The organism is Priestia sp. FW507-14D1A, assembly GCF_058781295.1.
In genome coordinates this window covers 528,600-555,361 of the sequence record NZ_JBYSWQ010000001.1, presented here as the reverse complement: position 1 = coordinate 555,361, position 26,762 = coordinate 528,600, and the positions used below count along the sequence as shown (strand labels likewise).

The following is a 26,762-nucleotide window of genomic DNA, read 5'->3' as shown; positions in this document are numbered from 1 at the left end:
GTAGAGAGTTGTATTGGAGGGGAAAATGTGAAAGCAGATGCTGTATTTGAAGGGGGAGGCGTTCGAGCAATTGCATTCACGGGTGCGATTGAAGCGATGGAAGAAAGCAATGTAGAATGGCAGCGTCTAGCAGGTACGTCAGCGGGAGCGTTAATTGCGGCACTTTTAGCGAGCGGCTATAAAAGCGGTGAAATTCGCAGAGAGCTTCAAAACATGGACTATGCTAAGTTTCGCGGGAAAACGATCATTAACCGAATTCCTCTGATTGGAAACTTGATTGAACTGATGGTTCATTTAGGTTTTTATAAAAATGATTATTTGGAAAAATGGGTGTATGGTTTGCTGCGTGAAAAAGGAATCGAAACGTTTGCGGATTTGCCGGCAGATAGGCTGAAAATTATTGCCTCAGACATTTCGAACGGGCAGATGCTTGTGCTGCCTGACGACTTGCCTCGCTACGGAATGCAGCCAAGCGATATGAAGATTTCACAAGCCGTGATGATGAGTGCGTCCATTCCTTTTTTCTTTCGTCCGGTCATCTGGAAGTCCAAAGGGTTCAAGAGATCATACATTGTCGATGGAGCGCTTTTAAGCAATTTTCCGATTTGGCTGTTTGATACGGAGCATCCGCGTTTCCCGACATTTGGTTTTCGATTTGTCAAAGAAGAAATTGATACAGCCGCTATTATTCCGACGCCGGTCCATTTATTTAAAAGTATGTTTACGACGATGCTGCAAGCTCATGATTTGCGGTATTTGAACGCGGAGACAAAAGAACGAACGGTGCAAATTCCAACCGGTGTGATTACGGCAACGGATTTTGCCTTAAAGGAAGAAGAAATCGAATTTTTATATGAATCTGGTTATATATCAGCAAAGCGCTTTTTAGAAAAGTGGGATTTTGAACAGCATAAGATGAATCGGACCGGACGGCAGCTGACACGAAGAAAGCTCCCGTAACAGGAGCTTTTCTACGGCTGTTTTAAAATGTTGACTTCAACAGATTCGCCTTTTGCCGGAACGGAATACTGAACGCTTTTGTCTTTTTTGAGCCATGCTTTAACGAGCTGTCCTTTTTTGTACGTTTGATCATCCGAAACTTTTACATAAATAGGCTGTACATCGCTAGAACCAAGTATTTCTTTTGTTGTATAGTCAAGCGCGGTATCTCGCGGAATGACGTTTGCAATAAGAATTTCATCCTGTTTCACTTCTAAAATGCGCCCTTGAACTAAATAGCCGGCCGGCTTTTTTGACTGCTCGGCGTTATCAGAACAGCCGCTTAAACAAATAAAAAAGAGAAGAAAAAGTGCAGTTGATTGAACGGTAAACTTCATAAAATCTCCTTTCCGTTTCAACATGACTACCATTATAACGCGTTTGACCATTTCTTTTCCAGTTTTCGGAGAAAGCAAGAGGTAATCGTTGACGTTATTTCAGCACGCATGATATGTTTTAACTCATAAACGCTATTTTTACTAGAAGTCACGCTTAGTACGGGAGGTCCTTATATGGATGTTACCTTTTTAACCAATGTTATTCGACATATATTAGAACGAGATAATTTTGTCATTGACTTTGAAGAATCAGATGAACAAAATATTCACTTTTGGCATCGAGACGAGCCGTTTCGCCTTTTTATTTCAGAGCAAACGGAAAGTTATTTAGTATGGACCGTTTTTGAAGATGAAAAGGAACAGTGGAGCGGAAAAACATTTCTCCAAGAAGTGACGAATACGTGTAAAGACTGCAGTGAGCCAATTGCGCACTGGATTTATAAAGATGGAGGCAAAGCAGGTTATTGCGATCATTGTCTTCAAACGTTTGGAAATGCGTATTTTACAAATGCTGACGATATCAAGCAAAACCTTCATTTAATTGACGGTTCTATTTGTTTTATTACCGATGAAACCGGAAGCGATTGGTGGATTGCATATGAAGGATTCAAACGAGTAATTGCAAGATTAGAAGAAAATCCCGATCAGAAAGTCGAAATGTACAAGCCCGAATATCCGGTCTTTAAATGGGAAATACATTTTCTAACGGAAAACAATTCTGCTAGCTTTAAGTTCAAAGATGACTTTGCATCTGGAATTTTACCGAAGGGAAGAATACTCTAACATCCTTGTTATAAGGGTGTTTTTTCTTATAATGGGAAGTTTTTTTGAAAAAAATAATTAATTTAGGTTAAAAAGAAGGAATTAAAGGGTAAAGAGTAGAAGATATATCACTATAGGAAGAATGGGGGAAATAATTATGACAACTACAACAAATTTAACACTGGGGTACAAAATGTACACGATTGATTTTAGCCGTCCAACGCAGTCTAACGAGGCACTGCTTGATTTCTTTAAAGATGTGCAGCATAGACAGGGAAATAATGCAGGAAGCTTTTCTAAAACATTAATGGAAATCGAAGAAATCAAAACAAAATATGTAGATCATGAAATCGTACTGCTGGCTAAATCGCTTGAACAGCAAATAAGCCGCTCAAATGCAGAAAAACTTGAGGTCTGATAATCACCAGAAATGGTCGATTTATCAGACCTTTTTTATTTCTATCGATGCAGCATTTTGGGGTGAAGTCAAGGGGACAGGATATCTGGTAGTATAGGTTTTTGGTCGAAGATAAAATTCTGTACATGTCAACGGATGTTTGATTTCATCAAAAGTTGTAGATGAATAGACTATCAAGTCGTTGGAGGCGTTGTATGGTTGGAATTTGCAGCTGGAAGTGTGCAGTGAGTGGAATAAGTATTGCCAGTGTCTACAGTAAGCAGCCGTCATGGCAGCGGGAGTGTTATTTGGTGACACCTGGTAAAGTTTATTATGAGTCGTGCTATCAGGGGTACGGAGAGTTTGCGGGAATGGATATTTTTTGTATGATAAGAGAAAGCAGAGCGGGGAAAGAAGACAGTGAAGAGGTAGTGGCTTTTAAGCCTAAGATTGTGCTGGCGAAATATTACAGCGGACAGCGTTATGAAGAACTGCCGGAATCAGAGCCGTGTCCGTACGGAGGCTATTTTTTTGAAGGGTGGAAGGAAGGGTAGCGAATATACATAAAAGCTGTAGAGATATCTCTACAGCTTGTTATTAACGTCTTGTTTCATCGACAGATTGTTCTAAGTCACTTACTTCTTGCGTAATTGTATTTAATTCTTCTTGCACCGCTTCAGCTTCAAGAACAGGATCTTGAACGATTTCTGTCGTTTCAAGCTCTTCTGCTGCAGCCGTTTCTGCAAGCGGCTGTTCTTTAGCAGTGCGCAGAGATTTCACTTTGTTGACAACTTGCGAAGACTGTTCGGAGACTTTTTGTGAAAGACGAGCCGTGCGCTGTTTGAGATCTTGGCCTTTTGCATATACCGTTTCTTTCACTTGACCTGTTTTAGCAAGTGCTTGATTCGCTCCATCTTGAATAGAAGCACGCAGCTCTTTTCCTGACTTTGGCGCTACTAGTAAAGCTGTTGTTACACCCACTACGCTACCTACTAACGTGCCGACTAATAACTCTTTGCTTCCACCTTTTGTTTCTTTACCCACTGTTTCTTTTACGTTTTCTTTTGTCATGACATTTCCTCCTTTTATAATATGTAATATGAAGGGTTTACCATTTTGTTGAATACTTCCTGCAAAACGCAAATGATTCGCTAAAAAAATCTGCAAGTGCCGTCGGACGCTCGTACAGGCTGGTGAAATTTGATTGTATATAGTATTCAACCACCTGACAGAAAAACCTTCTTTTCTGCTATAAAAACAAAAAAAAACTTATCTATAAAATCCGACACAAGAAAACGACAACATTCGTTCTTTGGTAGCATTTTCACTTGAAATTTTATATCATAGAGGGCAAGGAGAATACGTTCTCTTTTTTTAGATGCTGGAGGGATTGAAGAAATGGCTGAATCGAAGTACAGAACGATTTTAGAAGCAAAATCTGGAGAGTTAGAAGCATTAAAAGACAAAGCAATCAAAGACAGCTGGCAGCCGATTTATCATATTCATCCACAGTACGGGCTGATGAATGATCCAAACGGATTGGTTCAATTAAACGGTGAATATCACGTGTTTTATCAGTGGTATCCGTACGGCGCGATGCATGGAATGAAGCACTGGGCTCATGTGAAATCTACGGATTTAGTAACGTGGGAACGCCTTCCGGTTGCGTTAACGCCAACGGAAGAATATGAATCGCACGGCGCATACTCAGGCGGCGCGATTGAAAAAGATGGTCAAGGGCTGCTGTTTTATACGGGGAATGTAAAATACGAAGACGGCTCACGTTCAGCTAATCAGTGTATCGCGATGCTAAACAGGGATGGAAGTGTAGAAAAATACACGAATAATCCAGCGGTACGAGGCGTTCCTGACGGGTATACAGGACATGTGCGCGATCCGAAAGTATGGAAAGAAAATGATACATATTATATGCTGCTAGGCGCTCAGCGTGAAAACGAAACGGGCGCGTTAATTGTGTATGAATCAAGCGATGCGCTTCAGTGGTCATTTAAAGGTGAAGTTAAAACATCGCTTCCTGACTTTGGCTATATGTGGGAGTGCCCGGATTACTTTAAACTGGACGGAAAAGATGTGTTTGTCTTTTCGCCGCAAGGAATCAAAGCGGATGGCCACGATTTTCATAATATTTATAATGTGATTTACGCGGTGGGAACATTTGATATGGAAAGTTTAACGTTTGAAATGGAGTATTACCGTGAAATTGATAAGGGGTTTGACTTTTATGCACCGCAAACGTTCCAAGATGAAAGCGGACGTCGCTTGCTGTTTGCATGGATTGGAAACCCGGACGTTGACTATCCGTCAGACGAATACGGATGGGCCCATGCCTTAACGCTTCCTCGTGAGCTTTCGCTTGAAGGAAATGAACTTGTTCAAAAGCCTGTAGAAGAGTTAAATAAGCTTCGAGATCAAGCGGTTCATTTTAGAGGAACGCTAAAAAATGAAGAAGTGATCATTGATGAAGCAACAAACAATGCATATGAAATCAATATGACGTTCCGCGAGATAGAGGCCAAACAGTTTGGTTTAGAGCTGTTTAATAGTAAAGAAGAAGAGCTTCGCCTCGTGTTTGATACAGGAAAGCAAGAAGTGCGACTCGACCGTTCTTCATTCCACCATCAATATGCAACGGAATACGGTGTGGTTCGCTCTGAAAAATGGACAGCGTCAAATGAAGTCGATGTTCGCGTATTTGTCGACAAAAGCATCGTCGAAATTTATATAAACGGCGGCAAAATTGTCTTCACTTCCCGGGTATTCCCGAAAAAAGATTCCAAATCAGCTGTAAATGTATTTGCAGAAGGGGCCGTGGACTACCGTATTGATTATTACGGCATGTCCCGCGGTATTTAATATAATAAATGAGAAAAGCCAATGAATATCATTCATTGGCTTTTTGGTTTCTATAAAAATAAAATACAAATACATGAAGCAACTAAGTGAGGAACAGCTGCAATAATAAAACGTTTCATCCACTCTGTATCCTCTCGCTGCCGGACGGGTGTAAAGTAAGGACCTCTCGTTTCAAATCGAAATGCGTCGAGAAGCGTAACGAGTGCAATCGCTGTAAGTAATATGCCAAGAGGACCTGAAATATAGTAAATATACTGCCAGTTGCCTGCTGTAATAGAAATGATAATCACAATAATTAAAGATATAATGCCAGATATTAATCCTGTTTTCAAACTCAAAATCTCCTTACATCCAGTTTTTGCTTATCTATTTTACCATAACCGAATGAAGGTTTGTATATACGGCTCGGGGCGGATATTTACTTCTTAATTGACCTTCTATGTAAGTATCTTCTCGTATAAAATGAGTTTCCTAGCAAAAGCAGTGTCCCTAGAATCCAGCCAGCTGCAGGGGAATAAGGAAAGATACTTTTTAAAGCCATCCCAAAAGAAATAGAGGCTGCTCCGAGTATAAATAAAAGCAGCGTGATTCCTTGACGTTTTTTCATATGTACCACCTCTCTTACTAATTTTACCATAAAATGTGAGTGTAGTAGAATAAAATGTAAGGTGTCATACAAAAAAAAGAAGTATATGGTAAAATTTAAGGAGTAGGAAGGGAAGAGGAATGCAGTGATTAAAAAAGGATTGATAGCAGGTATCGTGATGGTCGGGATTGTTCTTGCTCTTGCTGCTTTTACAGGGAAGTGGAGCTATCTCTATTTTGTGTCAGGCACAATGGGAGCAGTGTCACTGGTTTTAGCTTTGGCATACCTTATTGACAGTATCGTGCTAGGAAGTACAGGCACATTCTTTTCAGTCAAAAAGACGCGCAGGGTGAGCCGAGTTGAAGATGCAAAACGATTTGGAGCTATTGCAGTACCGAACGTATTAGCTGCTTTGATTTATGTAGCCGCTGGTTGATGAACAGAAGTCTATAAAAGCAGCTTGAGGTGTAACCTCAAGCTGTTTTTTATGCGTCAATCTGAACGTTTCTTTCCAGTTTATCACGCAGAGGCATCAGCATACTCACAAATCCAACGCTTACAATGATGATTGCCGCCGTTAAAAAAGTTGTCTGAGCACCTGCAAGCTTTACAACCATGCCTCCAAGAAGAGGAGCAGTAAGTAAAACGGCACTCGTTAAGGTGTTGATGAATCCGTACACTTTTCCGAGGTGTTCCTTGTCGCTGTATGTTTGAACGATATAGTTAAACAGCAGTAAATTAAGCCCAACTCCGGCTCCTCCAATAGGTGCAGCAATCAAAATGAAATAGCGTGACATAACGGCTGGATTAAAGCAGCTAATGAAAAATAAAGCCCCTCCAAATAGAAGCAGTCCAAGTGATAACAGTCTAAATGGATGGTGAACCTGTTTTTTTCTATTAAGATACATTCCTGTTGCTAGCGCCCCCAGTCCGATTCCAGAAAGCAGCCAGCCGAGCATTTCCGGATGATGAGGCAGCACATCTCGTAGGAAGATGCTGATTTGAGCGTCAACAAGCATCACTACAAAATACGAAAGGTGAAACAAAATAACGGCGCGTAAAAGGATTGAGTGCTGAAAAACGATTTTCCAGCCGTTTGAGTACGTTTCTTTCAGTTGATGGGAAGAACGAGCAGCTTGCCCTTGAATGTTTTTACGTGCTTTTTTAAGTGAAAACAGCACGCCAATAGAAATCATACAAGCTGCGGCATTAGCTAAAATGCATGCTTTTGGCGTTGTAATCGTCAGCGCGGCGGCTCCGAGAAACGGCCCCACAACTTTGGCAATTTGAAACATAATGTTTTGTAAAGTAGAGGCCTGCAGCAGCTGATCTTCTTTGACCACTTCTCGAACGTAAGAGAGCTGTGCGGGCACTTTCATAACAGAACTCATAGAGCGCAGCATCAGCACCCCAAGTGCCAAAAGCGGTTCATTTGTAAAAAATAACAGACATGTGAACAGAAGACGGACTAGTTCAGACAGAAACATCAGCTGTACTTTATCATAGCGGTCGGCTAAACTTCCTGCTGCTTGACTTAGCAGGATGCTAGGTAAAGCGTACGCGACAGGAATAAGCGTAATCCAGAGGGAATTTGCGTGCCACACGTATGTAAAAAGCGTCATCACCGCAAACATATCAAATAAATCTCCGAAGCTTGCTGCAGTGCTTGAAATAAATAATTTTTTATAAGAAGAATTAGCAAACAGCTTTTCTTTTTTCAATACCTTCATTCCTTTATGTGTTGTTCGTAAAAAATAATCGCATCTTCAATAAATTGAAGGACTTCGCTGTCAATAGGGTAGAGATTAAGTGAACTTGATGCCTCAGGAGATTTGCGAACATCCCAAAAGGCTTTTTCTAAAGCCGCATGAGGGCCAAATAGCTCACTCGATAAAAACAGTATATCAGCTGCAATCAGCTGTCCATCTTCAGATTGAGGTGCACGCTGGTGCTTTAAGCAAAGCTGAACTCGTTTTATGATGTTAATCCATTTATCGGCACTCGCATTCTCCATTTTAGGCAAATCATGCTGCAGAATCTCACTTTCTTCTATTGAAAGCGAAAGGAGATCCGTCCAGCTGCTCTTGGCATTAGTTTCATTGTCAACTAAAGGAAGGAGCTGCTTCCAGTTTAATTCACCTTCTATTTTTATACTGTTGCGAAGCGTGTGAGTATGTTCTAAAGCTTGTTGAATTTCCATCGCTTTTTGCTGAAGCTTTTGCTGATGAATCGCTAGAAGTTCATCGATACTCACTTTGTGAAGAATAAGTTCAATATCTCGCAAAGGAACGGCTAAGTTTTTTAAAAGAGTAATTTTCTCTAGTGTGACTAAATCCGTTTCTGAGTAGGACCGCTTTCCGCTTTCGGCTTTTGACGATGGATGAAGCAAGCCGATTTGATCGTAGTAACGAAGCGTACGCACCGTAAGGCCTAGTTTTTTAGCGGCTTGCCCAGTAGAAAAATAAATCATTTTTAACCCCTCCAAAAAAATGCTTGCAGGTAACGTTACGTCACCTTTTACACTGAATATATGTAAAAGGGAGGCGAAGTAAATTGAAACAAAAAAATCAAGGATTATGGACAATAAAATCATTCGTAATTATGCTGGGCGTCACGTTTGTTGGTGTGCCTATCTTAATTGAAGGCATATTGCAGGATGCTTTACATTCCCTGTTTAAAAATGACCTTTATGCTGGAACAGCTACTGGATTTGTTATGGCAGCTGTGTTTTTATCAGCTCTGTATGTGCTGATGGTTCAGGCTGGTGATAGAAAAATTGGTTTTCAATCGTTTTCAAAACGGCACTGGCCGCTCATTCTTTTTTGGCTTTTTGTGCTGATCTTAGGAAGTGTGGGGATTGTTGTACTCATGGAATGGCTTGGTATAACACATGAAAATAAAAAAACAGCTAGTTTGCAACAAGATCTGTCGCTGTTTTCATTTATACTTGCTTTTGTTTCAGCCGCTGTAATCTCACCTTTTTATGAAGAGATTATCTACCGAGGATTTTTTTATACGTGGCTGAAACGTAAAGGAGGAATTGTGTTTGGATTAGTGGGAAGTTCGTTTATTTTTATGCTGGTGCATATTCCAACGTACAATACCTTGCCCGTTAACTTTTTATCAGGTCTCGTGGTTGCGTGGGTGTACGAAAAAACAAAGTCGCTGCTTCCAAGTATGATCATTCACGCTTGTTTTAATGGAATCGCCGTTATTTTAACAGCGGCAGCTTAATGTAGTTTCGGTGACAAGTAAGCTATGATTTATCTTACCATATTATGTCTACTGGAGAAGCGAATTGCAAAAAAATAAGTGGAAAATGAACCCGGAAACTGCTAGAAGCACTGCTTGTTCCTAGCCGTTTTTTGTATATGCATGCACGCTTAAGGCTTGTCTTAAAGTGGACGTTAAGGTGTATGATAAGAGAGAGTAGAGACAGCTATAAAAAGGAGAGGGTATCGATGCAATATCGAAAGCTTGGAACAACAGGTCTGGAAGTATCAAATTTATGTCTAGGTACCATGGCGTTTGGACGATGGATTGACGAAAAAGCGTCCGCAGCTATTTTACATAGCGCCATTGAAAACGGAATTAACTTCATTGACACAGCCAACTATTACGGAAAAGGGCAGGATGAAGAGTTTAGATATGGCACAGGGGAATCTGAAGAAATTATTGGACGTGCGTTAAAAGGAAAACGGGATGATGTTGTACTTGCAACAAAAGTCGGCATTGCCGTAGGAAAAGGCAAAAATGATAAAGGCCTTTCACGCACACACATTATGAGAGAAGTGGATAATCAGCTGCGACGACTGCAGACAGACTACATTGATCTTTATCAAGTTCATCTTTTTGACCACCATACACCTATGGAAGAAACGCTTCGCACGCTAGATGATTTAGTTCGTCAAGGTAAAGTTCGTTATATTGGCTGCTCTAATTATGCTGCGTGGCAAATCGCAAAGTCTCATCATATTAGTGACAAAATGAATCTTGAAAAATTCATTTCCGTTCAGCCCCAGTATAATCTTCTCTCTCGTGAAATTGAACAAGAGCTGCTGCCGTTTAGTCAATCTGAAGGTGTAGGCGTCATGGTATACAGTCCGTTAGCGCGCGGCATGCTTTCAGGCAAATATAAAACACCAAATGACGTGCCGCCAGAAAGTCGCGCTGCGCATGGTGAAAAGCTGCTGCGAAACTACTTTACAGACCAAAATTTTCAGCTGGTGGAGCAGTATCGCAAGTTAGCAGAACAAAATGAAGTAAGCTTGTCTCAGTTTGCTCTTTCATGGGTATTGAATCAGCCCGCTGTAACGTCAAGCATTATTGGAGCTAGTAAATTGCACCACGTAACAGATGCAGTTGAAATCAGCGATTGGACATGGTCAGAAGAGCTGTTGAATACCGTGAATTCACTGTATTAATAAAAAATCCGCAGGTGAACCTGCGGATTTTTGTGTTTAAATTTTAATTTCCTTTTGCGTTAATTTTGCTTCTAGTGAGTCGTACAAAGCGAGCTTATAGTTGATTTGTTCAAGGTATTTAAAAGTTTTGGCCATTTCTTCTTCTACCGCTTCTTTGTGCTGAAGCATCATGTTTTTTCGTTCTTTAATCGTGTTTTCGCCTTGTTTATAGAGCTCTACATAGCGCTTGATTTCTGCAAGCGGCATGCCTGTTGAGCGCAGAGCTAAGATAAAACGGATCCATTCAATATTCGTCTCATTATAGAGGCGTTTTCCATGTTCATCACGCTCTACAAAAGGAAGGATTCCTTCTTTTTCATAGTAGCGTAAAGTCGGTGCGGAAAGCCCGGTTTTTTCATTCATTTCTTTCATGCTATAAGACAAGATTGTTCACTCCCACTTATGAATCGTATAGCTTACTTTAAGGTATATGATAATCGATAGTTGAACGTTTTATCAAATTCTTTTTCGTTTTTTGAAAAAAATGGAACTTTTATACAGTTTGTCCGTAATAACAAGTAGACAATAAGAAACTTACTGTAAAAGGTTAAGTAAAGGGGATAGAGTAATGAAAAAAGTAAAATGGATTAGTTTTATCCTGCTGCTGATTTCAAGCGGAGTGTTTTTTATCAATCATCAGTACGCCATTTTACTAGCGGCTTGGACTGTGTACGGAATGGCTTTATCAATCCTGGTTTATTTCTTTTCATACGATATGAGTGATTCAAACAAAGAGTAAAAAGCGTATACGCGTTTCTTATTGTCTTCAACATAAAAGCAGAAAATGAAAGGGTGGAAGAAATGGGAGAACTTTTTTGGATGATTTTGTTCGGAGCGTGTATTTGGGTGCCGCTAATTTGGAATAAAATTGCGATTGGCAAGCGCATCGCACACGAAGAAAAGAAAGCAGGACGTGATTTAACAGGGGAAATCAATCCGTTTACCGGAGGAAGAATGTAAATAGAGATTAAGACATATCTAAATTAATCCCATTGAAAGACGAACAAATAGGATAAATGAGCTCATATGAATTGCTTGTGACACCGCTGTTGATTTCCGTGCAAGGCTTCGCTTTCCGCGGGCGGCCGGTGAGCCTCCTCGTCGCTTACGCTTCTGCGGGGTCTCACCTGTTCCGCTTTTCCCGCAGGAGTCTTCGCCTTGCCCTCCAATCAACCGATAGAAGCAGCTACCTACATAAAACTTACATTCAGCCTATCCATAAAAAATCCAAACGAATATAATTTTCTACCAAGAATCTCAATGCATCGTTCAAATTTCCCTACCACTAAAATACGTTTGTCTCAGCCTCTTCATTAGTAAAGAAAACAATAGTTTAATTTTGTTATTAATAGTATAATTAACCATATTTCTTTTAGATAGAAAGGCTGATGAAAAGGTGTTCATATTCTTTTTAGCCGGCATGGTACTTGTGCTGGCGATGATTATTTTTTCGCGTACGCTGTGGGTGCCCGGCGGAATGGTAGAACGTCTTAGCAAGAAAAAGTGGTTTCAAAACCATTGGCTGAGCGGAGGCTATTTGTTTGGCATTAATGCTTTATATTTTGGTACTACAATATTTTTACTCTATCTTCTTATGTTTACAGATATCCCTTATCTACATATTGTTCTTATGTTTTTAGCGACGATTGTAAGTGTTTTCACGTGGAGCGCCTTTAGTGCCGCATGGACAGGGTCATTTAAAAACCGTCTTAAAATGGCTTTAACGGGAAGCAGCTTTTATTTAATATTGGCATTGATTATGGTGATCCAGTGGTTAAACGTTAAGCCTCTGTATCCCAATGAAGATACGTTTATGCGAGCTTTAGGGTGGATGCTTGGCTTTTTCGTTTCAGCCGTCGCTTTTAGTGTATGTTTTATCTTCACGGCGTTTCTTGGAAAACGTTCAGCACGTGTGTAAGGATATCATCCGTTTTTTTCTAGTTAACTACTATTCACGAAAGCAGGGATAAACGTGATTCGAGAAATTTTAGCTTCCGATGCAGCCGCTTTTTTAGCGTTAAATAAAGAGCTTGATCGAGAAACAGCATATATGCTGTACGAGGAAAATGAGCGTGCGACTACGCTTGAACAGCAGAAAAAAATGATTACAACTTTTTTAAAGATGCCGAACTCGACCATTTTAGTGGCGGAACAAGACGGACAGCTCGTCGGACATCTATCTGTGATTGGCGGAAGCGTTAACCGAAAAAAACACAGCGCATACTTAGCTGTTGGCGTGCTTCAATCTTACGGAAACCGAGGTATCGGCACTTCGTTGTTTAAAGAAATGGAGAGATGGGCAGCACAGAGCGGCATTAAACGAGTGGAGCTAACGGTGATGACCCACAATGAACCGGCCATTTCGCTGTATAAAAAGATGGGTTTTGAAATAGAAGGGAAAAAAGTATGTTCGCTCGTTGTAGATGAAAAATCAGTCGATGAATATTATATGGGGAAAGTTTTTGAAAAAACGTGCTTAAAGGAGAAATGAACATGGAAACGACGATTGCTCAGTTAGATGAATGGGTGATAAAGCTCCCTAAAAAGCTTGAAGTATTCTCTGAAGCAGCGGCGTCAAACCGTCCTGCTCCTAAGAAGTGGTCACCGAAAGAAATTGTAGGGCACTTATGTGACTCAGCCATTCACAATTTGCAGCGGTTTATCAATGTGCAGCATGAAAAAACACCTTTGGCCCTGACGCCTTACAAACAAGATGAATGGGTAGAACTGCAGCACTATCAAGATACGTCGATGGAAGAAATAGTTGCCCTATGGCGCAGTTTAAATAAGCAAATTGCTTCCGTTCTTTCGCATATACCAACAGAAAAGCATATGTATCAATTCGAATTAGAAGATGGAAAATTCGTTTCGCTCCATTGGTTGGCTAAAGATTATATTGCTCATTTAGAGCATCATATTAAGCAAATTGACGCTCAACTGCCGCTAGGAGGCAAAGAGGATGAAAAAAGAACATAAAAAAGAAAAATCTCAGGTGAAAGTCGATTTTAGAACAGGCCGCGCCTATGGTGATCATGAATACATAGGAAGTTCAAAAAAAGGCGTGCTTCTTGCTTTATTACCAGTTCTAATCATTGCCGGAGGTATACTGTTTCTGATGGTAAAATGACAAAAGCCGCATTATAGCGGCTTTTTTTCATAGAGATGCTGAGTTTTGCTTTCTTCGGGATTGTTGCGGCTTTCTAGGGTGGAAAAGCCTGCGTGCTCTGCGACAATTTTAGCTGCGGAAGGAAGCGTTTCGACTCTTTCCCAAGATGCTGGATCCCACAGCTTTGATCGCTTGAACGCTTTGTTGCAGTGGAGAAAGCATTCTTGTACTTCAACGCCGATAGCGAGCAGCGGAGTTTTATTGTGAACCGCCATTGTTTCAAGCAGCGCTTTTTCTTTTACAATGCAAGCTTTGCCATTAATCCGCAGCGTTTCTTCTATGCCTGGAATTAAAAAAAGCAGCCCTATTTGAGGATTAGATAAAATATTTTCCAATGAATCTACTTTTTGATTGCCGCGCCTCTCTGGAATCAATAGTCTTTTCTCATCGACGACTTGTACAAAACCAGGGTGATCCCCCCGCGGAGAACTGTCGCAAATTCCTTTATAATCAGCTGTAGCGATGATAACAAAAGGGGAATGTTTAATAAATTCCCGGCAGTGTCGATCTAAATAAGAAATTATTTTTTGATGCGCCAATTTGTTAGGCGCTCCGACTATACGGCGAAGCTCTTCCTTCGTTTTTACTTGTTCTTTAAAGTGACTGTTTTCCATTCCTTTTTTCACTCCTACTTTTTGCGTATACTGAAAATACCATTTTTACATGTGAAATACTATGTTTTTATATTTAAAAAACAGAAAAATCAGTATATTAAAAAGAAGTAGAAGCATTGTAACGCTAATTTCGGTCTTTTTTTAAGTTTTTGATTGCGTTATCAAATATGTCATTAACCGTTTTCATATGTTCACTGACAAGATGGTCGGAGTCTTTTTCTCTCTGGCGCATGTCTTTTAACAAATCATCCATATCATCTAGCAAACTTTGAAAATACTCATCTTTTTGTTCTTCTTTCATTGTGGAATCGTCCATTTCATCAAGCTTATCGAGCTTATCTTCAATTTTTTTGAAGTATTCATCTCTCAAGAATCTCACCTCATTTATAAAGTAGCTTTCTGCTTATTGTATGCACAATGTTTGTTTGCATGAGTAAGAAGTAGAAAGTACATAAATAAAAGAAGAGTCTGAAAAGCTCATTTACTCCTTAGTAGGTTACTTTTTAGTTCCCATATTACTTTGAAGTGCGTACTTTTTTTTATTGTGTATATGCTTCATAATAAATTTTGTCAGGGGATAATAATCACATTTAATGAATAGATCAGTCATTGAGTTTACCTTCATACTGATCAATTTCTAAAATAGAGTTGTAAAAATTTCAGGAGGTTTTATGAATATGAGAGAAATACTGCAGGGAAAACTAGGGTTTGGAACAGCACCACTGGGCAATATGTATCGTAATATTCCAGAAGAAGAGGCCATCGCAACGGTCGATGCTGCTTGGGAAAGCGGAATTCGCTACTTTGACGCAGCCCCTCTTTACGGAGCTGGTTTAGCCGAGATGCGCCTTGGTGAAGCCCTGTCAAAAAGAAATCGCGATGAGTATGTGCTAAGTACGAAAGTAGGTCGCGTTATTTCAGATGAACTAGAAGACACATCTTCACGTGATATGGGAGAAAAAGGCGGACTTTTTGAATTTGGCCGTAAAAATAAAATTATTAATGACTATAGCGCGGATGCAACTCTTCGTTCGATCGAGCAAAGCTTAAACCGTTTAAAAACAGATCGCTTGGACTTTGTGTATATTCATGATGTTGCGCAAGATTTTTATGGAGATGAGTGGGTAGGACAATTTGAGTCTGCTCGAACGGGCGCATTTCGTGTGCTTACACGTTTGCGTGAAGAAGGAGTTATTAAAGGATGGGGACTTGGAGTAAACCGAGTAGAGCCAATTGAAATCATGCTGGAGCTGGAAGAAGCAAAGCCGGATGTCTCGTTGCTAGCTGGCCGTTACACGTTATTAGATCATGAGCGTGCGCTGCAGCGAGTAATGCCCGAAGCCGTAAAGCATAATATGGACATTGTGGTCGGCGGACCATATAGCTCAGGCGTTCTTGCTGGAGGTACGCACTTTGAATATCAAAAAGCATCTTCAGACATTATGGCAAAAGTAGAAAAAATCAAAGCTATTGCAGATCGTCATCAGATCAGCATTAAGGCTGCTGCTGTCCAATTTTCACTGGCTAATCCAGCGGTTGCTGCTGTTATTCCAGGCGCTAGTCGTCCAGAGCGTATTGCCGAAGACAAAGCAGCATTAAACACCGCAATTCCAGCAGCCTTCTGGGAAGAAATGGGTGAACAGAAGCTTGTAGCTCCTCATGCACCGCTGCCAATTAACGTGAAGTGAAAGTAGAACGATAAATATAGGCTTTCAGTAAGCATAAAAAGTGTCTCGAAGTTTCGGTTTTGAGACACTTTTTTTGTATTGAGATAAAAATTAACAAAAGATTCAGTAGGTTTCAATCATAAAAACGAACGTTTGAACAATTTTTTAATTAAAATATTCGTCTATGTATTGAATAACCATTTTGTATTTGATACATTTAGAAAGTGAAAAATATTGCTCGTATATGCTTGGAAATATGGTCTGAGTGTCTCTACCTGGTTCCCATTCAAAGAACTGGACTACGAGTTAAAGTGTAAAAACGTTCGGTTTATCAATATATAAATGTTATTCCGTGCTTAACTTCTTATACTTTGACTCTAAAAAGCTTAGAAAATCAAAAGTGTTCTAGGTTTTTTCTTTTGTCCAATCATCGAGTGTATGAAACAACAAAACGAAATGGAGTGAAAGTAACAATCTATGAAAAACAAGGTGTTAAAATCAGGAATTTTATTGGGTATTAGTATGATTCTATTACTATCTGTACTTGCCGGGTGTAATTCAGCTTCAAAAAAGGAAGCCGGAGATAAACAGAAGCAGAAGCCTGTTATTGTTCAAGGGCCGATGCCGATAGAAGCGCAGAAATTCGCTAAAAAATTAGAAAATGTAAAAGAAGAAAAGTCAGGGAATTTTGTTTTTTACAAAGGAACTGTCGATAATTATCCGGTTATTGTAGTTAAAACGGGAAAAGGAATGGAAAACACGGCAGCTGCTACAGCGGTAGCTATAGAAAAATACCATCCTAGAGCAATTATCAATCAAGGAACATCAGGCGGACATGATGAAAATCTGAACGTGTTTGATATTGTATTAGGAAAGAGAACAACAAATATAGGCTCTTTAAAAACAGAAGATAAAAAAGAAGGCGAAGGAATGGATCCTGCTGCGTGGAAGCCGATGGATTTAATGGCTTCTGAAGGAAGCGCTGGTGAAGATCCTGATGCTGAAAAAGCTCGCTATTATGAAGGAGATAAGAAGTTACTGGCGGCTGCAAACGCAGTAAAAGATACATATAAAAAAGGAAAAGTGGTGGAAGGAACGATAGGATCAGCGGACACGTGGAATAACGAAGTGGATCGAATTAAGTGGTTCCATACTAAGTACGGGACGTCTGTAGAAGAAATGGAAGGCGCAGCGGCAGCATAAATTGCAGGAAGCTATGACGTTCCATTCTTAGGTATTAGAGTGCTATCTAACAACAAAGTAAACGGTGGAAAATATAATCCAAACACAGCAGCAGCTTGCCAAGACTATGTTTATGAAGTAATTAAACATTATATTAGCACAAACGCTAAGTAAATCTTTCTTTAAAAAAGCATCAAAGATTTTGTTTCTCTAACAAAAGGCTTTGATGCTTTTTTTGATGGCAAATTTAAAGTTTGTATAACCCTTCATATTTTTTCGTCAAATAATTAATTAACGGCTGAGCATCAATTCTAGCTATAGAAAGGCTCGTTAAGATCTCTTTTGGCGTTTTTAGTTTTCCATACTGGTGGATATGCTGTTTTTGCCAGTCTGCTATAAGCGATAGATTTTGACTCGAAATGATTTCATCAAAGTCAGGATGGTCTTTGATCATGGATTCTCTTAGCTGAGCTGCATAAATAAAGCCTAAATTGTAGGAAGGGAAGTAGCCAAACGCTCCACCGTACCAGTGGCCGTCCTGCAATACCCCGTCACGGTCTGTTTCCGGTTTGATCCCCAAGTACGCTTCATATTTTGTATTCCATGCCGAAGGAAGATCCGAAACGCGAAGCTTGTCAGCGAATAAATCTCTTTCTAGTTCGTAGCGAATGATAATATGGAGCAGATAGGTAAGGTCATCTGCTTGCAAACGAATGAGAGAAGGTGTGACTTCATTTAAGGCAAAGTAAAGAGTTTCAAATGAAATATCACCGTAGATCGCAGGTTCTAACTCTTTGAATAAGTGAGCGTGATTTCTCCAGAAGCCTTCGTGTTTTCCAATGATACGTTCCCAAAAAAGAGACTGAGATTCATGCAGTCCCATAGACGTGTACGCGCCTAACCCTGTGTCAAGTAAGTCAGAGCTAATTTGTTGGTTATAGATAGAATGTCCGCCTTCATGTAAAAACATAAAAGCTGCCAGTTTTACATTGTGTTCGTCGTATCTTACTGCAAGCCGTGCGTCTTGCGAGTGAATGCCTGCACTGAACGGGTGGGTCGTGATACCGATTTGGCCAGACTTAAAGTTATAGCCAATAGCAGTGAGAAGGTGTTTTCCGAGCTTCTGCTGATTTTCGATTGAAAACGGCTTGCTGATAAATGATGTATCATGTGTAATCGAAGAGCGTTTAATTTTTGTCAGTAAAGGAAGAATAGCATCTTTAATTTGTTGAAAAAGCGAATCGATGGTTTCACTAGAAACGTCGGGCTCATATTCTTCTAAAAGCTGTTCGTAAGGAGCGAGGTGAGGATTACGGTACTCCGCAAATCTTTTATGCATATGAATCATCTGCTGCAGGTTGTCTTTGACGAGTTTAAATTCATTTTGCTCTCTAGCCTGTGACCAAAGAGCATGAGTAGCAGCTTTTAAAACGGAAAATTGATGATAGTCTTCCAGTGGTACAGCGGAAAGTTTTTGATAGATGTTCCAATAGTGCTGTACTTGTTTTTGCTGTAGTTGATTTAGATTGTGTTCTTGAAGATACTGCAATTCTTTTGCAAAGGCTGGATCTGTTTGCAGCAGGTAAAGCTCTTTTGAAAGCGTGCCTTGAATGGTTGCATGCTGCTTTTGGCTATTAAGAGGGGCGGATGTTTTTGCGTCCCACGATAGAAGAGATAAAGCTTGTTTGTAGTGTTCGATCGTTGCAATATATTCTTTAATATGAAGACGGATGGCAGAGTTCATAATATCCTCCTTTAGATAAAATACTTTACTTATAAACATACTAAGAATTAAGAATTGGAACAAGATAAATTGAATCAGTAATTGCAAATAAATAGTTTAATTTTTCTAATTTCACAAACAAATGGAAAGGTGGTAGGATGGTTTATATTCCTACTAACCTTACAAAAATAGTAGGTTTTTAAGAAGCGATTTTAACTATTGGGGGAATGACGTTGAAAAAGGTTAAGGTGAAATGGTTATTATTTATTGTGATTGCTTTATTTGCTGCCGGGTGCAGTAATAATCAAGCAAGCTCAGGCGATCAAAGCACCAGTGCCGCTTCAAAAGACGGAGGTACGCTAAACATTGCGTTTCAAAGCGAGCCAACAACTTTAGATCCTCAGATTACTGGGAATTCTTCGGTTAAAGATGCGGCGCGAAATATTTACGAAGGACTCGTTATTTTTGATAGTAAAGGTAATGTAGAACCTGATTTAGCAGAAAAAATTGATATCAGCGATGATAAAAAAGTCTATACGTTTCAGCTGCGAAAAGGCGTAAAGTTTCATAATGGAAAGGAAATGACAGCAGACGATGTAGAAGCTTCGATTAACCGCTGGATTAAGCTGTCTTCACTTGGCAAAACAAACTTTGTTGGTGCACAAGTCAAAAAAACAGGAGACTACACGGTTGAGCTTCATTTGAAAACACCAAATGTGAATACGCTGGCCTTGCTAGCAGACCCAATTCCAGCGGCCGCTATTTTTCCAAAAGAAATCATCGAAAAAGCACCTGCTGAAGGAGCTACTGAGTTCGTTGGCACAGGTCCATTTAAAGTGAAGGAATGGAAAAAGAATCAATATATCACGCTAGAGAGGTTTAAAGATTATTCTTCAAAAGGACGAAAAATTAAAAAGACTCCTCACGTAGATGAAATTAAAATTAGCTTTTTAAGCGATGAATCTACTAGAATTTCAGGTATTACAGCCGGACAGTTTGATATTGCCTTAGGTGTTTCAAGCGACAACGCGGCTCAAATTGAAAGTACGCAAAACGTTAAGAACAAGCTGGCTCCAGGCGGATTTATTGGTTTATTTTATAATACGCAAGAAGGGTTCTTTAGCGATTTAAATGCTAGAAAAGCCGTAAATGCCGCGATTAATGCAAAAGATATTTTATCAAGTTCATACGGGGGTTCTGATTATTATGAACTGACTTCATCGATTGTGAATAAAAAGTTTCCGAACTATTACAGTGAAGCAGGAAAAGAAGAGTACAATCAGCATGATGAAAAGAAAGCAAAAAGCTATTTAAAAAAGGCTGGATACAGCGGGCAGGAACTGCGCCTTTTAACGTCACGCGATTATCAAGATCAGTACAATACGGCTGTTATCGTGCAGCAAGAGCTTGAAAAAATCGGTGTGAAAGTAAAGCTGGAAGTGTATGACTGGGCAACGTTTACAGATAAAGTAAGTGACCCTAAAGCATGGGATATTTACCCCGTAGACTGGGCGGCGCGTTCAACCATTTTCCAAGGCTTTTGGACGTCAGGAGGAGCTCCGGTTGAAAAGTCAACGAAATACTTAGATAAAATCAAAGCCGCTGCTTCTGTAGAAGATGCACGACCAGCTATTGATGCTACGCAAAAATACGTATGGGATGAGCTTCCGTTTACGTTAATTGGCCATAAAGTCAATATTAACGCCGTGTCTACACATGTAAAAGGCTATGATTTTAACTTAGGTCCTGTATTTTATAACGTGAGCGTGAATAAATAAAATACGCTAAGTTTAAACAAAAAGCGGTTTTATACGAAGAAAGTTAGGAAAGAAGCTGGGACAAAGGTAGTTTAGTTGAAGGAAGATCCGAACGATGAATTGAGATTCTTAATGGGGAATCCAACGCGTTCGGATTTTTTTATGGTTACGGTGAAAATAGGTTTCATTTATCTATTCCTCACGCCGCTCATCAGTAAAAACAAAGGAATACGCATTCGACGCTCGTAAGTTTCAGCGCTGTCGAAACGTTCTTTTTGAGGACAAGCTTCTTTTAAATTTGTAACGGTGAATCCGCTTTGCTGCATCAAAGAAAAGTACTCTTCAAGCGTGCGATGATACTTTTGAACGTATCCGCCCATCCAGTGCTGCTGACGGAATCCCATTGAGAAGTAGTTATCCACGGTCCAGTTTGTGCGCAGAGCAGAAGGCTGCAAAGTGGAAGTAATGACTGGGTGTTCAACGGAAAAAATAAATCTTCCTTCAGGTTTGAGTGCTTGATTCACTTTAGTGAAAATGGAGGCTAAGGCTTCCACGTAGTGGAGGGACAGTCTTGCAGTAACCAAATCGTATTCGGTGCGTGGTGGAGTATAATGCTCCATCGATTCATGAAGCACTCTTGCATTTGGATAATTTAAAAGCTGTTGCTGAGCCGCGTTTATCATATTGATCGAGCCGTCTACTCCGGTATAAGAGAAACATCCTTGTTCAAGAAGCTCCACGCCAAATCGGGCGTTTCCGCACCCTAAGTCTAAAACGGTTGCATCTGTAACATCACCTAGAAGCTGTAAAATGGCCGGTTTTTCAATCGTATCGTTAGCATTTTCTTTTTGCTGCCGGCGTTTTGTATAGGCCAAAAACGTCTCGTCATTATCGTAAAATTCAGCTCCTGTTGGGATCTTCAACTAAATCAGCCTCCTCCATGCAAAGTACCTTATTATAATCATATATTCAAATTATTTACAATAATTTTGATGGATATGGAAATTTTGTTTTATTTTGGAGATGGTGCTATCATGTGGAGTAAAAGGCTTGTAAACGTTTATGGAAGATAAGTCTAAAAGCTAAGAGTTGAGTATAGAAAGGGTCAGTCTATGCGTAACTCTTAGCTTTTGCTTTGAAGCCGTAGGAAACCATTTGTTTTTGGCGTCGTTCTTATTTCGGTAATTTCTCAATAATTGCTGCATCTATTTGCTGAGATAATACGCTGCTAATCTCTTTTTCATTCTCCACTTTTTCTAAAATGAGCTGCTTATTACCTGTCTTGACTTTTAACATCGTACCTGAGTGGATGGAGAAATCATCTCGCAGCTTTTTAGGAATAGTAAGTCGAAAACGGTCATCAATTTTTCGAGATTGAGCCGTAAATGTTAAAGTCGTTTTCTTACCAAAATTCATTTCATATTTTTGAATTACAATGTTATTTTCTTTGTTAATAAAAAATTGAACCTCCATGTTTGCATCCAATTCGACGGACGTTAAAAGTTCAGAAGTGAGCTGAATCTGCCGGCCGGTTAATGTTGCATAATAAAGAGGAGCCACCGCAGGTTTTTGTGAAAGCGCTATCGATTTTTCGTCTCTTTTTTTCATAACAATTTGCTGTTCTACCATGTATAGTTCTACATAATCAAAGGGCTTAAGTTCATAGTCATCTCGCAGGGATCTTGGAATGACTATTCTACCCATATGGTCAATTGTTCGAATGAAGATATGAGAAGGAACCGGGACATTTTCATCATGATGATCGATAATAATCCAATCATCACAGCTCCGCAAAAAAACTTTGTCGTTTGTCTCGAGTTTTGTTAGTTGCATAAACAAAGAAGGAAGGGATACTCTTCCCATTTCGTCAATTATACACTCTTCTTTTTTTGTACGCATCTTGCTACTTAATCCTTTCTAAAAACATTTTAGATGGGGTATGTTACTTAAATTACACAGCATTTATTTCTTTGTCAAATGAAGCAAATGAGTATTTATTCATCCTACAGATTGAGAAATACAGGAAGTTTGACCTCATTCAGTAGATGCACAGCTGTCCCATGTAAAAGGTCATCATCTGAAGAAAACAGTTAATCTGTTAATTAGAAAAGCATAGAATAAAAGCGTTTTTCTTTCTTTTGATTTTATTGTCAGAAACAAAGGTTTAAAAAGGAGCTTCCTTCCTTTTCTAAAGAGTAGGTTTTTTATTAACAAAATGCAGCCGGATTTACGCTGAATGATGAATAGATTTATGCATATTAAGTCGAGAAAAAAATTTCAAGCGGAGCTTTTTTTACTTGTTTTGAAGAGCAGTTATAGTCGAAGGATAAAGAAAAAAGCTCAAAGCAATGAGCTTTGAGCTTTTTTCTTTATCGTTTTTCAACCAGTAGTAAGATGAAGGTAGCAAGCGGTCCTAAAGCAAGAGATAATAAGAACCAGTTCAGACCCGTTCGATTTTTACCTTGCGCTAATCCGGCATTAATTAAAGCCAGCGTTCCCCATCCTACAACGTATTGATTATCCATATGACACCCCGCTAATAATTGTTTCTTTATTTGATTAACAAAACCTATATTAGCATAAATATCCATATTTTTGATTGGGATTCCTGAATTAGGGTAGAGAAACGGTGAATTTCTTCAAGAAGCAAAATGTTTATTCTCCTCAACTTAGTGAAGGTAGTAGTGAATAAGAGAAGGGTGCACGTAGTAGACGTGAACATATTGAGGCCGATGATAGTGAAGCTGATGCATATATTGATTCATAAGCCTTTGAATGGCGTCATACACATTGGGCGGATAGCCATAATAGCCGTGATGAATACCAACTCGAAACAAGGAAACGGGCGTCGTGTTATTGGCTCTGCACATTGTTCTACACTCTTCTGCGCTTTTAACCTTGCGTAGCTGCTCCACCCGCTGGTGCAGCTTTTCGCTGTCCTAGTTCTTGATCGAGTATAAAAATAGCTGCAGGGTTATTTTGGGCAATTTTTAGACGGTCTACAATCGTTTGAGCTTGGGCTTCTTCGTCGACTTGCTCTCGTAAAAAGTCCTGCACGATGACTAATGTTTGAGGGTCATTCGCTTGGCTTATAAATTGAAACGCTTGACGATAAGAATTCGTGACGAACTTCTCATGCTCCAATACTTTTTGAAACGTTTCTAACGGTGTCCCAAACTCACTTGGCTGAGCAGGCAAAGAGCTTAATTCTACCGTTCCGCCGCGGTCAACTAAGTAGTCAATAAGTTTTAGCATATGAGTGCGCTCTTCTTCAGACTGCAGACGCAGCCAGCTGCCCATTCCTTTATAGTTTAATCGGTTCATGTAGTTAGACATAGCTAGGTATAAAGTCGAAGAGACGTGTTCAAGTTGAATTAAGTTATTGAGCAGCTTTTGAATTTGTTCGTTCATATTCGTTATTCCTCCTTAGGGAAAGGTATACTACCTATCACGCTTTTAATCTACACAGATACTATATGTTACTTCTTTAAGTAGGTAACTTGCCCATCCTTTATTGGTGCTTCTTACTTACATATAAGGTTTGTATAATATAGGAATAAAAGTAGTTTAAAAGTATCTTTTTTTAGATGGTTAAAATTACTATGTTCTATTTAACCAATTTAGTGATAAAATTGTCACTCTGTGCAATTTTAATTGGTGTGAAGGAGTCAGAAAAATGAATATGCAACACGTATTAATACCTGGATTTGAAAAGCTTGCGAGCTTTGTTTTCTGGTATCCATTTATCATGTCCTTATTTTGGATTGCGGGCACGCTTATTTACATACGCTATCGCGACCGAGATCCTAAAGTTGATTTTTCAACAGTGGACTGGCCGTTAGTTAGCTTTTTAGTGCCTTGCTATAATGAAGAAGAGACGATTGAAGAAACGCTTAAGCACCTTTTGGCGTTAGATTATCCGTCTAAAGAAATTATTCTTATTAACGATGGAAGCACGGATGGAACAGCTGATATATTAAAGAACATCAGCAGAAATCACCCTGAAGTTCGTGTGATTCAGCTTTATGAAAATAAAGGAAAAGCCAACGCGTTACATTTAGGTGCGCACGCATCTAAAGCAGAGTTTTTAATCTGCTTAGATTCCGACGCTATTTTAGATCAAAACGCTCCGTATTATCTAATCCATCATTTTCTTCATAAAGGGGAACGGCTGGGAGCCGTTACCGGAAATCCGCGTATTCGAAACCGTAACACACTGCTGAGTCGCATTCAGCTAGTTGAGTATTCTTCTATTATCGGTTCTATCAAACGAACACAGCGAATTTTAGGAAAAGTAATGACGGTCTCAGGCGTAGTGGTGGCTTTTCGAAAGAAAGCACTTGTGGACGTCGGACTGTGGGATCGTGACATGATTACGGAAGATATCGCCGTGAGCTGGAAGCTGCAGCAGCGCTTTTGGGATATCCGCTATGAACCGCGCGCATTGTGCTGGATGCTTGTGCCCGAAACCTTAAAAGGAATTTGGAAGCAACGAGTACGCTGGGCTCAAGGCGGACAAGAGGTAATGCTTCGCCACTGGAAAGTGTTATTAAAATGGAAGCAGCGCAGAATTTGGATTGTATACCTAGAGCAGTGGATCAGTACCCTTTGGTCATTTGCATGGCTATTTGTGACTATCATGCTGCTTGTTACGGCGAGCAGCCCTCAAGACTTGCTGTTTTGGTTTACGTTTACTTCATTTTCCCTTGTATTTATGAGCTTAATTCAGCTGTTTATTGCGCTGAAAATTGATTCAAAATACGACAACGTGAAGCGGTATTACGTATGGGCTGCATGGTACCCAGCGCTTTACTGGATTATGAATACGATTGTGGTAGTGGGCGCATTTCCTCGTGCTATCAGATCTAGAGTGAAAGGAGGCTATGCTACATGGAGCAGTCCAGACCGCGGCTTAACGAAGAGCAAATCATGATTCAAGCCAAACAGCCTCTTGCCCGATTAGTGATAAGCATCATTATTTCATCTGTTTTTTGGCTGTATTGTGCCCTTGTTCTTTGGTTTTTCCTTTCAGCTGTTATCGGCGTAAATGACCGTTACAGCGGGGTATTAAAAATTGCGTTCAAAACGACGAACGGCGAAATTCGAACATTTTTAGTAATTGGACTCGCTATTTTTTGCTTCTTTTTCCTGGCTCTGTTTTTATGGAGATCCTACAACAAAAAGAGATTTGGAAGCTTAAACCGACGAAAAGAGCCGGCGTATACGAGTATTAAAGATTTAGAGCGTCTTGAGCTTTTATCCAAGGATCAAATTCAAGAGCTTCAGCGTGCACAGTACATCGAGTTTGATGTTAATCCGTTAAAACATACTGAAGAGAGGAAGCACGCATGAAGAAATATGTATTCTTTCTTTTGATTGCGGCATCGGTAGTTGGTTTTGTTTTTTTTAAAGTAGTGAACTGGGAAGACAAGGCGAAAGCAACAACAACCGTGGAGCCAGCGCTTGAGACGAACGGATGCTTAGGCTTAAATTATCATCGCGTGCGCAAGCATAATTGGTTTAACCGAATTGTCAGCTCAGTTACAAAGTCTGACGAACTAACAGAGTACAGCGTCTACAGCAATGATTTTGAACATCAGTTAAAAAAGCTGAAGGAAATTGACGCTACGTTTGTTACGCCAAAAGATATTGAAACGTATCAGCAAAAAGGTACGTTTCCAAAACGCTGCGTATGGATTTCATTTGATGATATCGACCGTACTGTTTATCAAAACGCGTTTCCAATTTTGAAAAAGGAAAACATTCCGTTTACGCTATATGTAATCGCAGGACAAGTGGGAGCAGAGGACTTTCAAAATTTAAACATGGCTTCGTGGAGTCAGCTAAAAGAAATGAAAGACAGCGGCCTTGCGACAGTCGGTTCGCATACATATGATATGCACCGTTTAGAAGAAGACAAGTCTTTATTTCTGACGCCTGCTAAATACAGCGCGTTTGCTGAAGATTTACGAAAAAGCAAAGAAACGATTAAGCAACATTTAGGAGTAGACCCTGTTTACTTTGCGTATCCATACGGCAATACAAATGATGACGTAGCTAAAATTGTAAAAAATGCTGGTTTTCACCAAGCAGCTATCCTAGCGCCGCACCTTATTACAAAAGATAACGATCCGTATTATCTTAATCGAATTGTTGTATACAATAAAACCTTTCAAGACCTTATTCTTCCGTGGCTGAACCGTACAAGCTCGTAAGAAGAAAGTGAAAAAAGCC

General features: G+C 39.8%; 35 protein-coding genes, 1 pseudogene and 1 riboswitch. Of the genes and pseudogenes, 20 read left to right on the top strand and 16 right to left on the bottom strand.

Going from position 1 to position 26,762, the window contains the following annotated elements; genetic code table 11:
- Positions 1 to 27: 27 nt before the first annotated feature.
- Positions 28 to 960, top strand: a complete 933-nt coding sequence (locus tag AC3WJG_RS03350) for a patatin-like phospholipase family protein (protein ID WP_492587968.1) — start codon at positions 28 to 30, stop codon at positions 958 to 960.
- Between the two features lie 11 nt (positions 961 to 971).
- Here AC3WJG_RS03350 and AC3WJG_RS03345 read toward each other — a convergent pair whose 3' ends face one another.
- Complete coding sequence (locus AC3WJG_RS03345; RefSeq protein WP_028411030.1) at positions 972 to 1,337, bottom strand: DUF3221 domain-containing protein; 366 nt, start codon at positions 1,335 to 1,337, stop codon at positions 972 to 974.
- Positions 1,338 to 1,511: 174 nt separating this feature from the next.
- On the opposite strand from AC3WJG_RS03345, the gene AC3WJG_RS03340 reads away from it, so the two are divergent.
- The 3 genes from AC3WJG_RS03340 to AC3WJG_RS03330 all read left to right on the top strand — a co-directional run bounded on the left by AC3WJG_RS03340 (position 1,512) and on the right by AC3WJG_RS03330 (position 3,050).
- Entirely contained in the window at positions 1,512 to 2,120 is a 609-nt protein-coding gene (locus tag AC3WJG_RS03340; RefSeq protein WP_028411031.1) for a hypothetical protein, read from the top strand.
- A gap of 136 nt (positions 2,121 to 2,256) precedes the next feature.
- On the top strand, positions 2,257 to 2,517 hold the full coding sequence (locus tag AC3WJG_RS03335) for a hypothetical protein (RefSeq protein WP_492587966.1): 261 nt from the start codon (positions 2,257 to 2,259) through the stop codon (positions 2,515 to 2,517).
- 194 nt (positions 2,518 to 2,711) lie between these two features.
- The gene (locus AC3WJG_RS03330; RefSeq protein ID WP_337133990.1) at positions 2,712 to 3,050 is read left to right on the top strand and encodes a hypothetical protein; all 339 of its coding nucleotides are present in this window, start codon (positions 2,712 to 2,714) and stop codon (positions 3,048 to 3,050) included.
- A gap of 43 nt (positions 3,051 to 3,093) precedes the next feature.
- Here the strand turns inward: AC3WJG_RS03330 and AC3WJG_RS03325 are convergent, their stop codons facing one another.
- Positions 3,094 to 3,567: a YtxH domain-containing protein gene (locus AC3WJG_RS03325; protein ID WP_013058548.1), complete on the bottom strand. Its 474-nt coding sequence runs from the start codon at positions 3,565 to 3,567 to the stop codon at positions 3,094 to 3,096.
- A gap of 327 nt (positions 3,568 to 3,894) precedes the next feature.
- On the opposite strand from AC3WJG_RS03325, the gene AC3WJG_RS03320 reads away from it, so the two are divergent.
- A complete protein-coding gene (locus AC3WJG_RS03320) occupies positions 3,895 to 5,370 on the top strand; it encodes a glycoside hydrolase family 32 protein (RefSeq protein WP_336116857.1) in 1,476 nt (491 codons plus the stop codon).
- 50 nt (positions 5,371 to 5,420) lie between these two features.
- Here the strand turns inward: AC3WJG_RS03320 and AC3WJG_RS03315 are convergent, their stop codons facing one another.
- Both AC3WJG_RS03315 and AC3WJG_RS03310 read right to left on the bottom strand, forming a co-directional pair.
- Entirely contained in the window at positions 5,421 to 5,702 is a 282-nt protein-coding gene (locus AC3WJG_RS03315) for a hypothetical protein (RefSeq protein WP_013058546.1), read from the bottom strand.
- An 86-nt stretch (positions 5,703 to 5,788) separates the two neighbouring features.
- Entirely contained in the window at positions 5,789 to 5,977 is a 189-nt protein-coding gene (locus AC3WJG_RS03310; RefSeq protein WP_028411034.1) for a hypothetical protein, read from the bottom strand.
- A gap of 124 nt (positions 5,978 to 6,101) precedes the next feature.
- Here AC3WJG_RS03310 and AC3WJG_RS03305 point away from each other — a divergent pair, with 124 nt between their 5' ends.
- Positions 6,102 to 6,392 carry a P-loop NTPase family protein gene (locus AC3WJG_RS03305; RefSeq protein WP_098249075.1) on the top strand — a complete coding sequence of 97 codons (291 nt, stop codon included), beginning with the start codon at positions 6,102 to 6,104 and terminating at the stop codon, positions 6,390 to 6,392.
- A 49-nt stretch (positions 6,393 to 6,441) separates the two neighbouring features.
- Here AC3WJG_RS03305 and AC3WJG_RS03300 read toward each other — a convergent pair whose 3' ends face one another.
- Both AC3WJG_RS03300 and AC3WJG_RS03295 read right to left on the bottom strand, forming a co-directional pair.
- On the bottom strand, positions 6,442 to 7,686 hold the full coding sequence (locus AC3WJG_RS03300; protein WP_337133991.1) for an MFS transporter: 1,245 nt from the start codon (positions 7,684 to 7,686) through the stop codon (positions 6,442 to 6,444).
- Positions 7,683 to 8,426, bottom strand: a complete 744-nt coding sequence (locus tag AC3WJG_RS03295; RefSeq protein ID WP_028411037.1) for a MerR family transcriptional regulator — start codon at positions 8,424 to 8,426, stop codon at positions 7,683 to 7,685. The genes AC3WJG_RS03300 and AC3WJG_RS03295 overlap by 4 nt, the downstream gene beginning before the upstream one ends.
- 83 nt (positions 8,427 to 8,509) lie before the next feature.
- On the opposite strand from AC3WJG_RS03295, the gene AC3WJG_RS03290 reads away from it, so the two are divergent.
- Positions 8,510 to 9,190 (top strand): CPBP family intramembrane glutamic endopeptidase, encoded by a 681-nt coding sequence (locus AC3WJG_RS03290; protein ID WP_102812907.1) that lies wholly within the window; start codon positions 8,510 to 8,512, stop codon positions 9,188 to 9,190.
- Positions 9,191 to 9,417: 227 nt separating this feature from the next.
- Positions 9,418 to 10,380, top strand: a complete 963-nt coding sequence (locus tag AC3WJG_RS03285) for an aldo/keto reductase (RefSeq protein WP_098249071.1) — start codon at positions 9,418 to 9,420, stop codon at positions 10,378 to 10,380.
- A 36-nt stretch (positions 10,381 to 10,416) separates the two neighbouring features.
- On the opposite strand, the gene AC3WJG_RS03280 is transcribed toward AC3WJG_RS03285, so the two are convergent.
- Entirely contained in the window at positions 10,417 to 10,803 is a 387-nt protein-coding gene (locus AC3WJG_RS03280) for a MerR family transcriptional regulator (protein WP_060747197.1), read from the bottom strand.
- A gap of 184 nt (positions 10,804 to 10,987) precedes the next feature.
- Between AC3WJG_RS03280 and AC3WJG_RS03275 the strand changes: the two genes are divergently transcribed.
- The gene (locus AC3WJG_RS03275; RefSeq protein ID WP_162871439.1) at positions 10,988 to 11,158 is read left to right on the top strand and encodes a hypothetical protein; all 171 of its coding nucleotides are present in this window, start codon (positions 10,988 to 10,990) and stop codon (positions 11,156 to 11,158) included.
- Positions 11,159 to 11,220: 62 nt separating this feature from the next.
- Complete coding sequence (locus AC3WJG_RS03270) at positions 11,221 to 11,379, top strand: hypothetical protein (RefSeq protein ID WP_162213596.1); 159 nt, start codon at positions 11,221 to 11,223, stop codon at positions 11,377 to 11,379.
- 18 nt (positions 11,380 to 11,397) lie between these two features.
- Here AC3WJG_RS03270 and AC3WJG_RS03265 read toward each other — a convergent pair whose 3' ends face one another.
- Positions 11,398 to 11,592, bottom strand: a complete 195-nt coding sequence (locus AC3WJG_RS03265) for a hypothetical protein (protein WP_181869417.1) — start codon at positions 11,590 to 11,592, stop codon at positions 11,398 to 11,400.
- A 223-nt stretch (positions 11,593 to 11,815) separates the two neighbouring features.
- On the opposite strand from AC3WJG_RS03265, the gene AC3WJG_RS03260 reads away from it, so the two are divergent.
- Genes AC3WJG_RS03260 through AC3WJG_RS03245 form a run of 4 tightly spaced genes read left to right on the top strand, consistent with a single transcriptional unit; the run spans position 11,816 to position 13,546 of the window.
- Positions 11,816 to 12,337, top strand: a complete 522-nt coding sequence (locus AC3WJG_RS03260) for a hypothetical protein (RefSeq protein ID WP_337133992.1) — start codon at positions 11,816 to 11,818, stop codon at positions 12,335 to 12,337.
- A gap of 54 nt (positions 12,338 to 12,391) precedes the next feature.
- Positions 12,392 to 12,910, top strand: a complete 519-nt coding sequence (locus AC3WJG_RS03255) for a GNAT family N-acetyltransferase (RefSeq protein ID WP_028409776.1) — start codon at positions 12,392 to 12,394, stop codon at positions 12,908 to 12,910.
- A gap of 2 nt (positions 12,911 to 12,912) precedes the next feature.
- The gene (locus tag AC3WJG_RS03250) at positions 12,913 to 13,395 is read left to right on the top strand and encodes a DinB family protein (protein WP_060747199.1); all 483 of its coding nucleotides are present in this window, start codon (positions 12,913 to 12,915) and stop codon (positions 13,393 to 13,395) included.
- A complete protein-coding gene (locus AC3WJG_RS03245; protein WP_169305186.1) occupies positions 13,379 to 13,546 on the top strand; it encodes a hypothetical protein in 168 nt (55 codons plus the stop codon). Before AC3WJG_RS03250 ends, AC3WJG_RS03245 begins: the two co-directional genes overlap by 17 nt.
- 11 nt (positions 13,547 to 13,557) lie before the next feature.
- Here the strand turns inward: AC3WJG_RS03245 and AC3WJG_RS03240 are convergent, their stop codons facing one another.
- Complete coding sequence (locus AC3WJG_RS03240) at positions 13,558 to 14,199, bottom strand: pyridoxamine 5'-phosphate oxidase family protein (RefSeq protein ID WP_060747200.1); 642 nt, start codon at positions 14,197 to 14,199, stop codon at positions 13,558 to 13,560.
- A 124-nt stretch (positions 14,200 to 14,323) separates the two neighbouring features.
- Positions 14,324 to 14,578, bottom strand: a complete 255-nt coding sequence (locus AC3WJG_RS03235) for a hypothetical protein (RefSeq protein ID WP_225049480.1) — start codon at positions 14,576 to 14,578, stop codon at positions 14,324 to 14,326.
- A 298-nt stretch (positions 14,579 to 14,876) separates the two neighbouring features.
- Here AC3WJG_RS03235 and AC3WJG_RS03230 point away from each other — a divergent pair, with 298 nt between their 5' ends.
- Complete coding sequence (locus AC3WJG_RS03230) at positions 14,877 to 15,887, top strand: aldo/keto reductase (RefSeq protein WP_337133995.1); 1,011 nt, start codon at positions 14,877 to 14,879, stop codon at positions 15,885 to 15,887.
- Positions 15,888 to 16,084: 197 nt separating this feature from the next.
- A riboswitch (purine riboswitch) is annotated at positions 16,085 to 16,188 on the top strand.
- A gap of 155 nt (positions 16,189 to 16,343) precedes the next feature.
- Positions 16,344 to 17,222: pseudogene (locus AC3WJG_RS03225) on the top strand (5'-methylthioadenosine/S-adenosylhomocysteine nucleosidase).
- A gap of 73 nt (positions 17,223 to 17,295) precedes the next feature.
- Here AC3WJG_RS03225 and AC3WJG_RS03220 read toward each other — a convergent pair.
- Positions 17,296 to 18,792, bottom strand: a complete 1,497-nt coding sequence (locus tag AC3WJG_RS03220) for a gluzincin family metallopeptidase (protein ID WP_337133993.1) — start codon at positions 18,790 to 18,792, stop codon at positions 17,296 to 17,298.
- A 206-nt stretch (positions 18,793 to 18,998) separates the two neighbouring features.
- Here AC3WJG_RS03220 and AC3WJG_RS03215 point away from each other — a divergent pair, with 206 nt between their 5' ends.
- Positions 18,999 to 20,549, top strand: a complete 1,551-nt coding sequence (locus AC3WJG_RS03215) for an ABC transporter substrate-binding protein (protein ID WP_337133994.1) — start codon at positions 18,999 to 19,001, stop codon at positions 20,547 to 20,549.
- Between the two features lie 167 nt (positions 20,550 to 20,716).
- Here AC3WJG_RS03215 and AC3WJG_RS03210 read toward each other — a convergent pair whose 3' ends face one another.
- The 5 genes from AC3WJG_RS03210 to AC3WJG_RS03190 form a co-directional block, all read right to left on the bottom strand.
- Positions 20,717 to 21,451, bottom strand: a complete 735-nt coding sequence (locus tag AC3WJG_RS03210; protein ID WP_098526169.1) for a class I SAM-dependent DNA methyltransferase — start codon at positions 21,449 to 21,451, stop codon at positions 20,717 to 20,719.
- Between the two features lie 250 nt (positions 21,452 to 21,701).
- Positions 21,702 to 22,427 carry an AbrB/MazE/SpoVT family DNA-binding domain-containing protein gene (locus AC3WJG_RS03205; protein ID WP_098332806.1) on the bottom strand — a complete coding sequence of 242 codons (726 nt, stop codon included), beginning with the start codon at positions 22,425 to 22,427 and terminating at the stop codon, positions 21,702 to 21,704.
- Positions 22,428 to 22,897: 470 nt separating this feature from the next.
- Positions 22,898 to 23,053, bottom strand: a complete 156-nt coding sequence (locus tag AC3WJG_RS03200; RefSeq protein WP_014458731.1) for a hypothetical protein — start codon at positions 23,051 to 23,053, stop codon at positions 22,898 to 22,900.
- Positions 23,054 to 23,197: 144 nt separating this feature from the next.
- Positions 23,198 to 23,398: a hypothetical protein gene (locus AC3WJG_RS03195; protein WP_142328714.1), complete on the bottom strand. Its 201-nt coding sequence runs from the start codon at positions 23,396 to 23,398 to the stop codon at positions 23,198 to 23,200.
- A gap of 22 nt (positions 23,399 to 23,420) precedes the next feature.
- Positions 23,421 to 23,939: a ferritin gene (locus AC3WJG_RS03190; protein WP_102812901.1), complete on the bottom strand. Its 519-nt coding sequence runs from the start codon at positions 23,937 to 23,939 to the stop codon at positions 23,421 to 23,423.
- 265 nt (positions 23,940 to 24,204) lie between these two features.
- On the opposite strand from AC3WJG_RS03190, the gene pgaC reads away from it, so the two are divergent.
- From pgaC to icaB, 3 genes are read left to right on the top strand one after another with little or no spacing between them, the layout of a single operon-like run.
- Complete coding sequence (gene pgaC / locus AC3WJG_RS03185; protein ID WP_102812900.1) at positions 24,205 to 25,461, top strand: poly-beta-1,6-N-acetyl-D-glucosamine synthase; 1,257 nt, start codon at positions 24,205 to 24,207, stop codon at positions 25,459 to 25,461.
- On the top strand, positions 25,419 to 25,880 hold the full coding sequence (gene pgaD, locus AC3WJG_RS03180; protein ID WP_028409789.1) for a poly-beta-1,6-N-acetyl-D-glucosamine biosynthesis protein PgaD: 462 nt from the start codon (positions 25,419 to 25,421) through the stop codon (positions 25,878 to 25,880). Before pgaC ends, pgaD begins: the two co-directional genes overlap by 43 nt.
- Positions 25,877 to 26,743, top strand: a complete 867-nt coding sequence (icaB, locus tag AC3WJG_RS03175; RefSeq protein ID WP_337134572.1) for an intercellular adhesin biosynthesis polysaccharide N-deacetylase — start codon at positions 25,877 to 25,879, stop codon at positions 26,741 to 26,743. Before pgaD ends, icaB begins: the two co-directional genes overlap by 4 nt.
- The last annotated feature ends 19 nt before the right edge of the window (positions 26,744 to 26,762 follow it).